This window comes from Mucilaginibacter xinganensis (assembly GCF_002257585.1).
In the GTDB taxonomy this organism is placed as follows: domain Bacteria; phylum Bacteroidota; class Bacteroidia; order Sphingobacteriales; family Sphingobacteriaceae; genus Mucilaginibacter; species Mucilaginibacter xinganensis.
Window position 1 is genome coordinate 3,839,776 of sequence record NZ_CP022743.1, and the last position, 14,848, is coordinate 3,854,623.

Here is a 14,848-nt window from a genome sequence, read left to right on the forward strand (position 1 = left end):
ACAAGGCGGTTATGCATAGCTACGGGGTTGCTTCGTCCCTAGCATCGAACTCTTTAATAATTTATGTTCGGTCCTAACCACCGTTCAACATCTTCCAGTGGCATATTTTTCCTCACTGCGTAATCTTCTACCTGGTCTTTACTAATCTTCCCTAAACCAAAATACCTGGCCTGCGGATGCGCAAAGTAAAACCCGCTTACAGAAGCAGCCGGTGTCATGGCCAGGCTTTCGGTAAGGTGCATGTGGGCATTATCTTCAGCCTTCAATATTTCAAACAGCGTAGTTTTTTCCGTATGATCCGGGCAGGCGGGATAACCCGGTGCCGGGCGAATCCCCTGGTATTCTTCCTTTATCAGGTCATCAGTGCTTAACTGTTCCCCTTTTGAGTAACCCCAGTATTCCTTACGTACCAGTTCATGCATTTTTTCGGCAAAGGCTTCTGCCAGCCTGTCGGCAAGGGCTTTGGCCATTATGCTGTTGTAATCGTCGTAATCCTTTTCAAATTTGGCAACCAGTTCATCACAGCCCAGGCCTGTGGTAACGGCAAATCCGCCAAAATAATCCGGCACGCCACTGTCTTTTGTGGCAATAAAATCCGAAAGTGCATAATACGGATCACCCTTTACCTTTTCGGCCTGCTGGCGTAAAGTATAAATGCGGGTTAGTAATGTTTTACGGCTGTCGTCAGTGTATAGCTCAATATCATCACCAACGCTGTTTGCCGGCCAAAAACCAATTACCCCATTCGCCTGTAAAAGCTTTTCGGCTACAATCTGTTTTAACAATACCTGTGCATCGTCATATAACTTTTTAGCTTCATCCCCCACAAACTTATCGGCAAAAATCTTGGGGAAGCTGCCGCGCAATTCCCAGGTATGAAAAAATGGTGTCCAGTCAATATATGGCAGCAATTCTTCCAGCGGATAGTTTTCAAATACTTTGGTACCTGTAAATGTTGGCTTTGGAGCAACATCACCATCCAGGCTGATCTGGAACTTTCCTTTCCGGGCCTCTTCAATACTAACAAAACGCTTGTCAGACTTTTTATTTAAATGTGCTTCGCGGGCTTTTTCATACTCCTCTTTTATCCCCCGGATGTAGGCATCCCGGTTATCCTTGCTCATCAGGCTGCTGCAAACGGTAACGCTTCTTGACGCGTCCAGCACGTGGATAGCCGCGCCCGAGTAGTTGGGGGCAACCTTTACGGCCGCATGAATGCGCGAGGTGGTGGCCCCGCCAATAATCAACGGGATGGTAAAGCCTTCACGTTCCATCTCTTTTGCAAAATGCACCATTTCATCCAGCGATGGCGTTATTAAACCGCTGAGGCCGATGATATCTACATTTTGTTTTTTAGCTTCTTCAATTATTCGTTGTGCGGGAACCATTACCCCAAGGTCAATCACCTCAAAATTATTACAGGCCAATACCACACCTACAATATTTTTACCAATATCGTGCACATCACCCTTAACGGTAGCCATCAAAATTTTGCCTGCGTTAGCCCTGCTTCCGCTGCTGTCTTCACCGGCATCAATAACCCTTTGCTTTTCAAGCTCTATGAATGGCAGCAGGTAGGCCACCGCCTTTTTCATTACCCGTGCAGATTTTACCACCTGCGGCAAAAACATTTTACCGGCACCAAATAAGTCGCCAACTATATTCATACCGTCCATTAACGGCCCTTCAATTACTTCCAGCGGTTTGGCGTATGCCTGCCTGGCTTCTTCCACGTCGTCGTCAAGGTATTCAATAATCCCTTTAACCAGCGCATGCGATAAACGCTCCTGCACGGTACCCTTGCGCCATTCTTCGTCGCGTTCAATTACTTTGCCTTTACTTTTTATGGTATCGGCAAATTCAACCAGGCGTTCAGTAGCATCCGGGCGGCGGTTCAGCAATACATCCTCCACCAGTTCCAGCAGGTCTTTCGGAATCTCCTGGTAAACCTCCAGCATCCCCGCGTTTACAATGCCCATGTCCATACCGGCTTTTATAGCATGGTAAAGAAATGCAGAGTGCATTGCCTCGCGCACGGTATTGTTGCCGCGGAACGAGAACGAAATATTACTTACCCCCCCGCTAACCTTGGCATGCGGCAGGTTTTGTTTTATCCAGCGGGTAGCCTCTATAAAGTCAACCGCGTAGTTGTTATGCTCTTCAAGCCCGGTGGCGACGGTTAAAATATTGGGGTCAAAAATAATGTCCTGCGGCGGGAAACCCACTTCGTTCACTAAAATGTCGTATGATCGTTTGCAGATCTCTATCCGGCGCTGTAACGAGTCGGCCTGGCCGGTTTCATCAAACGCCATTACCACCGTGGCGGCACCATAGCTCAGGATCTTGCGGGCCTGTTCCTTAAATTTATCCTCTCCTTCTTTTAACGAGATAGAGTTAACTATACCCTTCCCCTGGATGCACTTCAAACCGGCTTCAATAACCGTCCATTTTGATGAATCGATCATGATCGGCAATTTGGCGATATCCGGTTCTGAGGCCACCAGGTTTAAAAACTTAACCATTACCGCTTCCGAGTCAATCATGCCCTCGTCCATGTTAATGTCAATAACCTGGGCACCGCCTTCCACCTGCTGGCGGGCAACGGTTAAGGCTGCTTCATAATCTTCAGCCAGGATCAGTTTGGAAAACTTGGGCGAACCGGTAATATTGGTACGCTCGCCTACGTTCACAAAAATACTTTCAGGGGTTATGGTTACTGCTTCCAAACCGCTAAGGCGCATGTACGGCTCAATTTCCGGAATGCGGCGGGGCGGATATTTGGCAGCCTTTTCCGCAATACATTTAATGTGCTCCGGTGTTGTGCCACAGCAGCCGCCTACTATGTTAACCAGCCCGTTTTTTATAAAATCATCCACCTGGTGCGCGGTTTCGTGCGCGGTTTCATCATACTGGCCAAACTCATTGGGCAAGCCCGCGTTTGGATAAGCCGAGATATATACATTGGCTTTTTGGGATAGTTCCTGGATGTGCGGGCGCATTTCTTTAGCACCCAGCGCACAATTTAAACCTACCGAAAGCAGGTTGGCATGGCTTACCGAATCCCAAAACGCTTCAACCGTTTGGCCGGATAAGGTACGTCCTGACGCATCCGTAATGGTGCCGGAAATCATCACCGGCAAATGCCTACCCGATTCATTTGCATAACGGTTTATGGCAAATAAGGCGGCTTTTGCATTCAACGTATCAAATATGGTTTCCACCAGCAGCATGTCCGATCCGCCGTCAACCAATCCCCTAACCTGGTCATAATAGGCTCCGGCAAGGTCATCAAAAGTAACGGCACGGTACCCCGGATCATTTACATCCGGCGATAACGAGGCTGTACGGTTTGTGGGGCCAACAGCACCTGCAACAAAACGGGGCTTAGCCGGATTTTTAGTATTATATTCATCGGCAACCTCACGGGCAATCCGTGCGCCTTCATAGCTTAGCTCGTATGCCAGTTCTTCAAGGTTGTAGTCTGCCAGCGAGATCCGTTGTGTACTAAAGGTATTTGTTTCAATAATATCTGCTCCGGCATCAAGGTATTCGGCATGAATAGCTTTGATAATATCAGGACGGGTAATATTCAGCAGGTCGTTATTCCCCTGCAGGTCTGTATTATGATCACGGAAACGCTCGCCACGAAAATCAGCTTCCGTTAATTGGTACCGCTGGATCATCGTACCCATCGCACCGTCAATTACCAGGATGCGTTTCTCTAATTCTTTTCTAATATCCATATCGTTCAGTTGGCAGTTTTTAGTTGCCGGTTTGCTGTCAACAATCTGCAATTGCCTAAAGTAGAACAGGGACAATGATAACTGCCAACTGCTTACTTAAAACTGCAAACTGTAAAAAGCTTATCTCGAAAAGTCGGGTGTTAATTTGACTTTCGCTTATCTTTCCCGGGCCGTTTGGCTGCCGAGTAGAATGTAGCACCTTGTAAGTACAGGTTGCTAAGACATCGCAGGGTCTAATCCCTCCGTCTTTCTCCATAAGCAGCACAAAGATGCGCAATAAACAGCCAATTTGCAATAGGTTTTAGTTGTCATAGGATAAGAAAAAACAGCGCTAAAATCTGATCTCAATCGTTGGACAGGCCGACTTTACTAGTTTCTGCCATCAAAGATTCGCATTTATCACCTGCTGCAAAAAATCTCTTATATTGTCCCTGGCCCCTATTGACTGACTGATGACTTCACCATTTTTACCAATTACCATATGCACAGGTAATGCATTAGTTTGAAAGCTATCCGCCAGTTTCGGGGCATTATTTAGCACCCTGTAATTAAACTCCCGGCTTTTAAGAAACTTCACCAGGTTCTCTGTTTTATCGCCGGATAAAGCAATAAAAACCACGTTTGGCTGACTACTAAATTGCTTAACAAGCTTATTCAGCTCCGGCATTTCGGCAATACACGGCCCGCAACCTATACTCCATATATTTAAAACAACCAATTTGCCTTTAAAATCTGATAAATGCACCGGCTTTCCTGCTAAATCGCTTGCAGTAAAATCAGGAACCCGTTCTTCGGCAGTAGTTGATTGCGCACCGCTGGGTTTCAACGAAGTAACGAATTCGGCAAATGTTTTTTGCTTCAAACTGCAAAACGGGAATAACATTTTCATAGAATCAAGGGCCGCCAAAACCCCATATTTGTACAGCTTTCTATAATCTTCCATAGCAAGATTGGCATTTCCGGCTTGTTTATAAGCGTTTGCCCGCAATTGTAATAATAAAGGCATAAAATTCCCTTCAGCACTGCCACCTGTTAACAGCGCTATGCCGGCGGAGCTATTGGTAACTGCATCCTGATAGTTTTTGCGCGCCAAATCAATCTTAGCTAAATCCATATACATTAGTGGCACATCTTGCTGGTAGTGGCTATAGTTTAATCTGTACCGGTGATTGATGCCTCCGCTCTGGAAAAGCGCAATAGCTTTTTTGAGCATGCGCCCGGCAGAGTCAAGCTTCTCGTTCCGGTCAATATAGAGTTCCGGCATGCTGGTAAGAGCATAATAACTTACTTTATCGTTTTCATATTGTGGCAGCAAAACTTTTTCAAATGTTGCAACCGGGATCTTTCTGTCATCTTTAATATAATAGAAAACGTTTATATCACGGGAAATTCCGGCTTCGGGGTGTGCAATAAATATTTCTTTCAGCTTCGTCCTGATATCCTCTTCCACATCCTTTCGGCTGCTTTTATAATATTCGTAGTTGTAAATACTAAAAGCAAAGGCCGTTTCCTCATTTTCGGGAAATTTGCTAAAAAGCTGATACAAATATTTTTTTCCTTCGGCCAGGTTGCCGGTTTTGGCATTACCAATGCATAGCGCAGCTAAAAGACCCGCATCCGGGTGGTTACTGGCTTTAATTGATAAAGTCAGTTTTTTTATCAGCCCCTCAACCTGGGCCTTACCTGCGGCATGGTCTTTAATCATTGCTACTACATTGATAAATTTGGCCCAGGCTAAATAATTATCCGGGTAGTGCACTAATTCTTTCCGAAATATGCTATCCGGATTATCATCAAACAAAGCGGCCATGTAGGCACCCTCAACTTCGGTTTGATGATTTGGTTTATACACCAGTTTGTTAAATCCGGCTTTATCATCATCTTTATTTAAAGTATAAAATTCCACTTTAAATGAGGCAGCGCTAACAGGCAGTTTAAATTGCGCAGCCAACCTTCCGTTGGTGCCGGCCATTAAAACATGAAAGTTATTAGTGGCCCCATCACGCAAACAGGTAGTTATGCGGGCATAAACAGGCTCCCTGCCGTTAAGTGATGCGTTGGCGTCGGTACAATTATAGCCAATGGCGATTTCGTCAGTAACTGATGGTTTTTCCGGGCTGATGGTACTAACCTGGGCAATAACTGCCATTCTGAATCCAAACAGCGCGACAGTAATAAACAAATACTTTTTCATTTCTTTAAATTTTGGTTAAAGAAAATGCACCAGGCTTTTAAACTAAAATATTGTTGACCGGCTATTGCATATTAGAAGTTAAACAGGCTTGCAGAAGTATAAACCGTTTTTTTAGAATGTAGGATTGAATTCGTCAGGATAAAACCCAGGTTAATCAGCCCGAAATACGTATTGGTAATTAAAATTATTAAATCCAGCAGGAATTATATAGCTTCAAAAAATGAACCGTGCTAAAATATTTTGGGATAAATCATTTACCGACTGGCGGTATAGAATATTCCTGCATGCAGGCTTTTGGTTTTTTCTCCTGTTTTTTTGGATGGAGGAAAGCATAACACTTCGAATTACTCTACAGCAGCATTACTCTGTAAACCTTGTAGGTATAGGCTATTGCCTATTTTTATTTTATCCGCTTGTGTATGGCATAGTCCCTTTATTGCAAAAGCATAAATGGCTGTACGCCGCATTGCTGTTTTCAGTGTATTATGTTATCGCTATTGCGCTCCGCACTTATGAGGTAAGCCTTATTGTAAACTGGTATAACCTTAAACAAACCTGGGTTGTAGGTAACGATTTTTGGAAACGTTTGTATGGCGCTCATTTTAATCCGCTAGCTGTGGCAAAGGTTTTTTTCAGCAGCATTCCCAGCTTCCTTGAAGTGATATACATTCCCCTGGTTATTAAATTTATAAGATATGCATACCAATCTAACCTAAAGCAATCCTGGTTGGCAAAAGAAAACGCGCAATTGCAGTTATCAACATTAAAGGCCCAAATAAACCCGCATTTTTTTTTCAATACGTTAAATAACCTGCAATCGTACATCGTTCAAAACGAAAAAGAAAAATCTGTGGGCCTGCTTAACCAATTGGCAGATTTTATGCGCTCTTCGCTTTACGACTGCGAGGCCGAATACATCAGCATGACTCAGGAAATTGACCTCCTGAATAATTATATAGCCATTGAACGGATTAGATTTGATCAGCAGGCAGATATCGCTATACAACTTACAAACACTGATCCTTCTTACCTGGCTCCGCCTTTTATTTTTTTACCGTTTATTGAAAACGCATTTAAGCACGGTGGCTCATTAGCAACCGAACAGGTGTTTATTGAGATTGTGTTAGATAATAGCCCCGAAAAGGTAACCTTAAAAACCAAAAACCGCTTTCATAACCTGCCTGGAAAGCCTGGAATCGGGCTTCAGAATGTCAGAAAACGACTGAATTATTATTTCCCGGACAATTACACTTTGGCTGTAGACAAAAACAGTGACTTTTACAGCGTTAAACTTGAAATATGCAAACAGTTAATTTCCTGATTGCCGATGATGAACCCCAGGCCCGTAAGCTACTACAGGCCTATATGGCGGGCATAAGTAATTACAACCTGGTAAAACTTTGCGCAAACGCAATGGAAGCTTATGAAGCCCTTCATACTTCAAAAATTGATCTCATGTTTTTGGATATAAGAATGCCTATGGTATCAGGTACCGATTTTCTGCGTTCGCTAAAAAAACCGCCCATGGTTATTTTCACCACCGCCTATAATAAATACGCTATGGAAGGCTATGATTTAAACGTGATTGATTACCTTTTAAAACCAATATCACTACCAAGGTTAATGCAGGCGCTTGAAAAGGTGAATGACAAAATGCAAAAGCCTCTTGCTTCAGATGCGGGTCATCGGGCAAATTATTTGTTTATCAAGGTTGAAAATAAACTGGTTAAGATAATTCTTGACGATTTGCTATTAATAGAAAGCATGCAGAATTATGTAAAACTGCATTTTAAAGACAAAGTAATAGTAGCCCCTTACACCATGAAAGTAATGGAAAATATGCTGCCTGGAAATAATTTTTTAAGAGTGCACCGATCATTTATAGTTCCTGTAACAATCATTACTGCCGTAAACGGCAATACTATCGAAACCGGCTTTCAAAATATACCTATCGGTTTAAGCTTTAAAGATGCTGTGATGAATTATATTAAAAATGTGAATCGTTAGCGCCTCTTCAATTATTAGGCAGCTCTCACATTTTTTTATGCATATTAACCGGGTCTTTTTGTATCAAACCAGCTTTGCCTGCAAAACTGCAACTTCTTTAACTTTTAGCCGGGTGAGGACAGTATCAACATGAGGAATTGCCACGGCAACATTATATTCCATAAAAATGCCGGTAAAAAGCTAGCTTTTTACCGGCATGATATTAAAGCTATAAGCTGATTATCTTCTTCTGCCGAAAATACGCAGCAGCATAATAAACAGGTTGATAAAATCAAGATATAAGGTCAGTCCACCCATCAATGCCATTTTTGAAGCAGTTGCATCGCCGTACTGTAAACCGGCACCTATATTTTTCAGCTTCTGTACATCATAAGCTGTTAAGCCTACAAATACTGCAACCCCTATGTAGCTGATGATCATATCGAGGCCTGAGCTGTGCAGAAACATATTTACCAGTGAAGCCACTACTATACCAATTAAAAACATGATCAGGATAGAGCCGAACTTGGTAAGATCTGTTTTGGTGGTGTAACCTGCAATAGCCATTATCCCGAAAACTACCGACGAGGTAATAAATACACCCAATACGGAAGACGCTGTGAAAGCCAACAGGATAAAGCTCAAACTAATACCTGTTACAGCAGAATAAGCTAAAAACAATACTGAAAGCACAGGGTATGAGAGCCGGTTAAGACCAAAACTCATTAAAAGCACAAACGCAAGTGGTGAAAACATGGCCAAATAGCCCAGTGTAGTCATTTTGCCAGTAGTTGTATCAACCAGCATTTGAAAAAGCACCGGTGAATTTGCAAACAAAAACGCGCATGCAGCTGATACTCCCAAAGCCACAAACATCCAGATAAATACATTCGCAAGAAATTTGCGGGTACTGTCGGTTTCGTTAATTTGTATTACATTTTTATAAATGTAGTCAGGATTATTATTTTCCATTTTTTATTTATGATTTATTAGTCAAAGTTAATTATTGCTGTGAGATTTAGATAAGTTGTAAAACATTTTTTACTTCCATTATAGACTTGAAAAATCACCAATAGTTTAACTGGCTATTGTAACTCAAAACCCGTACCCAAATGCTCAATTCAGCCTTTTTGTCAGTTGCTCTTCAACTTGCTTAAATACCTGGATCGGTTTTAATGAACGCCAGCCGAGGTCGTCCAATGCTCCCCCGAAATTGATATAGTAATCAATGTTGTTGCGTTTGAACTCCTCAATTACATGATCGCGGAAGTTGATTCCCGCTATCCAGCCGTCCTCCACGTCCTGGAACCATTCTTCGTAGTAACAATCGTCAGACGAGTGAAAGTTCAGCACATTCTCCCCTATCAAAATAAAATGGTTAATGCCGTTATCTATCATCAGCTCTATGATCTCGCGCTTCATCAGCATAATATCATTGTTAATGGCATCATTCCATTCCCCAATAAATTCAATAATTGAATAGCCTTTTTCGTAATCGGCAAAAAGCACCTTCATGTACAGTGTGTTTGAGCCAAACGAATCCCATTGCGGGTGCAGCAGGTAATTATAGATCTGCTTGTCAAACTCAAACTCATTGTACTGCGTTGCATAAAAAGGAGAATATTCATCCTCCGAAGCAACATAATCATCGCGCCATTTATAATATGGTTCTATCTCGTGCATGTTCTAATTTCAATTTTTAATCCGCGCATCAGTTCCACTTCGCACGGCTGCATTTCTGCACAGCAATCAGGCTGCACATTAATCAATTCCCTACGTTCTCCACCGCCTTGCGCACACTGCCATATTTTAGCAGCAATGCAGCAGCCGTTTCTTCATCAAGCCCGGTCTCGTTCATCACCATGCGGGTTCCGCGGTCAACCAGTTTATTGTTGGTTAACTGCATATCCACCATTTTATTACCTTTTGTTTTGCCAATCCTGATCATCACACAGGTGCTCAGCATGTTTAACACCAGCTTTTGGGCGGTTCCTGCTTTCATCCGGGTCGATCCTGTTAAAAACTCGGGACCCGTTACCACCTCAACCGGGTATTTGGCTTCGGCTGCAACCGGGCTGCCACTATTACAAACAATGCACCCCGTTGTAATATTGTGCGTATTTGCTTTCCTTAAGCCGCCAATAACGTATGGCGTAGTGCCTGACGCGGCTATTCCCACCAGCACATCTTTATCATTTATTTGGTATCGCAACAGGTCGTTCCAGGCCTGTTCGGCATCATCTTCTGCAAATTCTACCGCCTTTCTGATGGCGCCGTCACCCCCGGCAATAATTCCCACAACGGTATCAAACGAAACGCCGAAGGTTGGAGGACATTCCGACGCATCAACCACGCCTAAACGGCCGCTGGTACCGGCGCCAATATAGAACAACCGGCCGCCTTCCTTCATTTTCTCAGCTGTAGCGGTGGCCAGCTTTTCTATTTGCGGCAGCGCCTTTGCTACGGCAAGCGGTACTGTTTGATCTTCTTTGTTGATATGCTCCAGGATCTCGGACACCTGCATTTGCTCCAGGTGATTATAAAGCGACTCCTTTTCCGTTGTGGTTTCCATTTAACAAAATTGAGGAAAATCTTTTAGAAATGAGATGCGGTACTTACCACTTTGTATAATAATATTTTTCAATGTCATATCCCGGCGCCGGCAGCTTAAATGTGTTAAAACAAATCCTTAACTTTGTGGCACAACGATAATATGAAAAGGGCCGCGGGAATAATTTTCAGGACAATGATATTGGTTTTACTGGGTGTCACTATCGGCATATTTATCAGTAATCGCACCCTGTTACATCAAAGCCTCGGCTTGTCGCTGGATGAAAACGACAAGATCTCGAAAGTACTGAACCTGGTTAGGCAAAACTACGTTGATTCGGTAAATGTAGATAGTATTGAAGGCGCTACCGTTAACGGCCTGCTGCAAAACCTTGATCCACATTCCCTTTATCTGCCCGAACAAAAAGCTACCTCCATAAACGAAGGACTTGCCGGCGGCTTTACAGGCATTGGCCTGGAATACCAGCTGCTGCGCGATACCCTGGTTATCACCCAGGTGTATGCCAACGGACCCGCTGCAAAAGCAGGGCTTACCACCGGTGACCGCATTATTGATGTAGATAATAAAAAATTCTCAGGCACACACCTTACGGTTCAATTGGTTAATAAAACATTAAGGGGCGAAAAAAATTCAGCTTTGCTGGTTTCGGTTGTGCCGCCTAACTCTGCCATAAAAAAAAACTATACGCTAAAACGCGGCTATGTAAATGCCAGCAGTCTTGATGCTGCCTATATGGCCACTGCTGATGTTGGTTATATCAAGATCAGTAAATTTGCCTTAACCACCGATGCCGACTTCCGCGAGGCGTTGGGCAAGCTGAAGGCAAAAGGCATGCAAAAATTGGTGCTTGATCTCCGCGAAAATGGCGGCGGGTACCTCAACACTGCAACCGCGCTTGCCGACGAGTTTCTAAAAAAAGATAAACTGATTGTTTACACCAAAGGGGTGCATGAAGAACGCCGCGACTATTTCGCTACGGATTCAGGAACTTTCCAGGAAGGTAAGCTTGCTGTTTTAATTGATGAATATTCTGCCTCAGCCAGTGAGATCCTTGCCGGGGCGCTGCAAGACCTTGACCGCGCCGTGATAGTTGGCCGCCGCTCGTTCGGCAAGGGGCTGGTACAGCAACAGTTTGCCTTTAACGACGGTTCAGCCGTAAACCTTACTATCGCCAGGTATTATACCCCATCAGGCAGGTCTATCCAAAAATCATATAAAGCAGGTATTGACAGCTATCACAACGAAATTGCTGAACGGATGCGCAAAGGCGAATTGTTCTCCGCCCAAAGTAATTTAAACGACAGTATTTTTAAAAAGCCTTCCCCCTACCGTACCTTGAGCGGGCGAAAGGTCTTTAGCGGCGGTGGTATTATGCCCGATATTTTTGTTCCTGCTGATACCACCCAAAATACATACCTGCTACAGCAATTGAGCGATCAGCAGCAATTTACGGCCTACACCATTGATAAGCTGCAGCCGCAACTCAATAAGTTTGGTACTGCGGATACTTTTATGAAAGATTATTCAGTGAGTAATGATGAGCTGGATAACTTTATCCTATACGCTTCGCAAAGCATAAAAAGTATCGACTCGCACGAATTGCTGATCTCCAAACCGATGATAAAAACGATGCTAAAGGCCGCTGCCGCACGCTTTAAATGGGGTGAAAATGCTTACTATGAGGCCATAAACAGCAACGATAACACGCTGGCTAAAGCCGTGGAAGCTATCCATTAATTTCAGATTTCGGATGTGCGACATCCGAAATCATACATCCGAAATCCGAAATCAACTTATTTTTGTCTAAACCAAACCTGTACCGGTGCTCCGTTAAAGTTAAAGTTCTCCCTTATTTTGTTTTCAATAAAGCGGTAATAGGGTTCTTTAACGTATTGCGGCAGGTTGCAGAAAAATGCGAACATGGGCGATGTTCCTGCAATCTGCGTAATGTATTTTATTTTAACGTATTTCCCTTTGATGGATGGCGGCGGATAAGCTTCAATTATCGGCAGCATAATTTCGTTCAGCTTCGAGGTTGGGATCTTTCTGATCTTGTTTTGGTAAACCAGGTTCGCAGTTTCAATCACCTTTAAAACCCTTTGCTTTTCAGTAACCGAGGTAAATACAATAGGCACGTCCGTAAACGGCGCTATTTTATCGCGGATCTGCTCTTCAAAAACTTTTATGGTTTTGTTGTTCTTTTCAATAAGGTCCCACTTGTTCACCACAATCACCACACCTTTTTTATTTTTTTCGGCAAGGTGGAAGATATTGATATCCTGCGACTCAATTCCTTCAACAGCATCAATCATCAGGATCACTACATCGGCTTCTTCCAGCGCTTTAATGGTACGCATAACCGAATAAAACTCTATATTCTCCTTAACTTTTGTTTTCTTACGCAAACCGGCAGTATCTATCAGCATAAAATCGTGCCCGTACTGGTTGTAATGAATGTGAATGGAATCGCGGGTGGTGCCGGCAATCGGGGTTACAATGTTTCGTTCCTTGCCTATTAATGAATTGATGATAGATGATTTACCTACGTTAGGCCGTCCGACAATTGCATACTTTGGCAATTGGTTTTCTTCAGTAGGCTCATCGTCAAAATGCTTAACAACTTCGTCCAGCAGTTCGCCGGTGCCTGAACCTGTCATAGAAGAGATGTTGTAAAGCTCACCAAGTCCGAGGCTGTAAAACACCATCGAATCGGCCAGCAGGTTGGTGTTGTCCAACTTATTCACCACTACAAACACAGGCTTTTTGCCTTTGCGCAACAGGGTAGCAATTTCATCGTCAAGGTCGGTAATACCGGTAGTAACATCAACCATAAATAAAATTACAGTTGCTTCTTCAATGGCAATAATTACCTGCTCACGAATGGCGGCTTCAAATACGTCAACCGAGTTAGCTACATAGCCCCCGGTATCAATAACGGTAAATGAACGGCCAACCCATTCAGAAACACCGTAATGCCTGTCGCGGGTTACCCCGCTAAAATCGTCGACTATGGCCTTGCGGGTTTCAGTTAAACGGTTGTATAAAGTTGATTTGCCTACGTTGGGCCTGCCCACTATGGCTACTATATTGCTCATTTTATTATTAAATTCAAGGATCAGGAAAACAAGAATAAAGATAGCTGCAATTAGCTTTCCTTCACCTTACCTAACCCTAATAAGTATTTATTAAATTTTGTATTAAATCCCGGTTTATGCTTGTCTGCCCCCTGGCTCCCGTTTATTCGTACCCAAATTTCTTCAGGTAATTTTTCTTGCTGCGCCAATCAGGAATAACCTTTACAAACATCTCCAGAAACACTTTTTTCTGAAAAAACTCTTCCATATCCCGGCGGGCGTAGGTACCTACAATTTTAAGCATTTCGCCGCCCTTGCCAATAATTATGTTTTTCTGCGAATCGCGCTCAACAATAATTTCAGCGCTGATGCGGTGCAGCTTTTCGCCTTCCACAAAAGCAGTTACAATAACCTCGGTGCTGTAAGGAATCTCTTTTTTGTATTGTTTCAGGATCTGCGCACGGATCATTTCCGACGCAAAAAAGCGGTCGTTCCTGTCGGTCAGCGCGTCCTTTTCGTAATAGGCAGGATGCTCCGGCAGGTTCTCAATCACAAAGTTCATTACCGCCAGCACATTGTAATCCTTCAGGGCCGATATCGCGAAAACCGCTTTCGGCTTCAGCTTCTCTTCCCAAAAATCAACCTTTGCCTTTACAGTTTCCTCATCGCTTTGGTCAACCTTGTTAATGAGCACCGCTACAGGTGCCGATGAGCCTTCCAGCTTTTTCAACACATCCGTTTCATCGTACTCTTCATAAATATCGGTAACCAGCAAAATCAGGTCGGCATCAACTATGGAGCCATCAACCTGGTGCATCATGCTTTCATGCAAAGCATAGTGTGGTTTAATAACACCGGGGGTGTCTGAAAAAACTATCTGGTAGTCCTCTTCGTTAACAATGCCCAGTATCCTGTGCCTTGTTGTTTGCGCTTTAGGAGTTATTATCGACATTTTTTCACCCACAAGTGCATTCATCAATGTTGATTTACCTGCATTGGGCTTGCCAATTATACTTACGAAACCTGCCTTATGGGCCATAAAAAAATAATTAAAATAATATTTGGACTGCAAAGAAACGAATTATATCTTTGCAGTCCAATTAAAACGGAGTGCAAATTGCATTTTAGCTAATTGGAAGCAACTTTCCGAAGTTATGATCGGATCGCAACATATCAAATTCAGTGCGGGATGGAGCAGTTGGTAGCTCGTCGGGCTCATAACCCGAAGGTCGTAGGTTCGAGTCCTGCTCCCGCTACCTTAGGTAAATAAAGCCTTTAG

The 14,848-nt window shown here is 43.4% G+C and carries 10 protein-coding genes, 1 tRNA gene and 1 riboswitch; of the genes, 4 read left to right on the top strand and 7 right to left on the bottom strand.

All coding sequences use genetic code 11. The annotated features are described in order from the left end of the window. Positions 1-53: 53 nt before the first annotated feature. Both metH and MuYL_RS16860 read right to left on the bottom strand, forming a co-directional pair. Positions 54-3,743 (bottom strand): methionine synthase, encoded by a 3,690-nt coding sequence (gene metH / locus MuYL_RS16855; protein WP_094572995.1) that lies wholly within the window; start codon positions 3,741-3,743, stop codon positions 54-56. A 153-nt stretch (positions 3,744-3,896) separates the two neighbouring features. Then, a riboswitch (SAM riboswitch) is annotated at positions 3,897-4,004 on the bottom strand. 121 nt (positions 4,005-4,125) lie between these two features. Continuing rightward, on the bottom strand, positions 4,126-5,937 hold the full coding sequence (locus tag MuYL_RS16860; RefSeq protein ID WP_094571673.1) for a TlpA family protein disulfide reductase: 1,812 nt from the start codon (positions 5,935-5,937) through the stop codon (positions 4,126-4,128). Between the two features lie 220 nt (positions 5,938-6,157). On the opposite strand from MuYL_RS16860, the gene MuYL_RS16865 reads away from it, so the two are divergent. Both MuYL_RS16865 and MuYL_RS16870 read left to right on the top strand, forming a co-directional pair. After that, the gene (locus MuYL_RS16865; RefSeq protein ID WP_094571674.1) at positions 6,158-7,258 is read left to right on the top strand and encodes a sensor histidine kinase; all 1,101 of its coding nucleotides are present in this window, start codon (positions 6,158-6,160) and stop codon (positions 7,256-7,258) included. Then, positions 7,237-7,944, top strand: a complete 708-nt coding sequence (locus MuYL_RS16870; protein WP_094571675.1) for a LytR/AlgR family response regulator transcription factor — start codon at positions 7,237-7,239, stop codon at positions 7,942-7,944. The genes MuYL_RS16865 and MuYL_RS16870 overlap by 22 nt, the downstream gene beginning before the upstream one ends. A 219-nt stretch (positions 7,945-8,163) precedes the next feature. On the opposite strand, the gene MuYL_RS16875 is transcribed toward MuYL_RS16870, so the two are convergent. The 3 genes from MuYL_RS16875 to murQ all read right to left on the bottom strand — a co-directional run bounded on the left by MuYL_RS16875 (position 8,164) and on the right by murQ (position 10,495). Next, positions 8,164-8,895, bottom strand: a complete 732-nt coding sequence (locus MuYL_RS16875; RefSeq protein ID WP_094571676.1) for a Bax inhibitor-1/YccA family protein — start codon at positions 8,893-8,895, stop codon at positions 8,164-8,166. A gap of 144 nt (positions 8,896-9,039) precedes the next feature. Beyond that, complete coding sequence (locus MuYL_RS16880) at positions 9,040-9,606, bottom strand: hypothetical protein (RefSeq protein WP_094571677.1); 567 nt, start codon at positions 9,604-9,606, stop codon at positions 9,040-9,042. Positions 9,607-9,688: 82 nt separating this feature from the next. Next, positions 9,689-10,495, bottom strand: a complete 807-nt coding sequence (murQ, locus tag MuYL_RS16885; RefSeq protein ID WP_094571678.1) for an N-acetylmuramic acid 6-phosphate etherase — start codon at positions 10,493-10,495, stop codon at positions 9,689-9,691. A gap of 174 nt (positions 10,496-10,669) precedes the next feature. On the opposite strand from murQ, the gene MuYL_RS16890 reads away from it, so the two are divergent. Next, entirely contained in the window at positions 10,670-12,232 is a 1,563-nt protein-coding gene (locus MuYL_RS16890) for a S41 family peptidase (RefSeq protein WP_157740921.1), read from the top strand. 56 nt (positions 12,233-12,288) lie between these two features. Here the strand turns inward: MuYL_RS16890 and der are convergent, their stop codons facing one another. After that, a complete protein-coding gene (gene der, locus MuYL_RS16895) occupies positions 12,289-13,590 on the bottom strand; it encodes a ribosome biogenesis GTPase Der (protein WP_094571680.1) in 1,302 nt (433 codons plus the stop codon). 142 nt (positions 13,591-13,732) lie between these two features. Continuing rightward, on the bottom strand, positions 13,733-14,608 hold the full coding sequence (era, locus tag MuYL_RS16900; protein WP_094571681.1) for a GTPase Era: 876 nt from the start codon (positions 14,606-14,608) through the stop codon (positions 13,733-13,735). Between the two features lie 144 nt (positions 14,609-14,752). On the opposite strand from era, the gene MuYL_RS16905 reads away from it, so the two are divergent. After that, a tRNA-Met gene (locus tag MuYL_RS16905) sits at positions 14,753-14,825 on the top strand. Positions 14,826-14,848 lie beyond the last annotated feature (23 nt).

Bases quoted from the DNA above. Each gene is read 5' to 3' on its own strand.
- metH (WP_094572995.1), bottom strand. From the start codon at position 3,743: ATGGATATTAGAAAAGAATTAGAGAAACGCATCCTGGTAATTGACGGT.
- MuYL_RS16860 (WP_094571673.1), bottom strand. From the start codon at position 5,937: ATGAAAAAGTATTTGTTTATTACTGTCGCGCTGTTTGGATTCAGAATG.
- MuYL_RS16865 (WP_094571674.1), top strand. From the start codon at position 6,158: ATGAACCGTGCTAAAATATTTTGGGATAAATCATTTACCGACTGGCGG.
- MuYL_RS16870 (WP_094571675.1), top strand. From the start codon at position 7,237: ATGCAAACAGTTAATTTCCTGATTGCCGATGATGAACCCCAGGCCCGT.
- MuYL_RS16875 (WP_094571676.1), bottom strand. From the start codon at position 8,895: ATGGAAAATAATAATCCTGACTACATTTATAAAAATGTAATACAAATT.
- MuYL_RS16880 (WP_094571677.1), bottom strand. From the start codon at position 9,606: ATGCACGAGATAGAACCATATTATAAATGGCGCGATGATTATGTTGCT.
- murQ (WP_094571678.1), bottom strand. From the start codon at position 10,495: ATGGAAACCACAACGGAAAAGGAGTCGCTTTATAATCACCTGGAGCAA.
- MuYL_RS16890 (WP_157740921.1), top strand. From the start codon at position 10,670: ATGATATTGGTTTTACTGGGTGTCACTATCGGCATATTTATCAGTAAT.
- der (WP_094571680.1), bottom strand. From the start codon at position 13,590: ATGAGCAATATAGTAGCCATAGTGGGCAGGCCCAACGTAGGCAAATCA.
- era (WP_094571681.1), bottom strand. From the start codon at position 14,608: ATGGCCCATAAGGCAGGTTTCGTAAGTATAATTGGCAAGCCCAATGCA.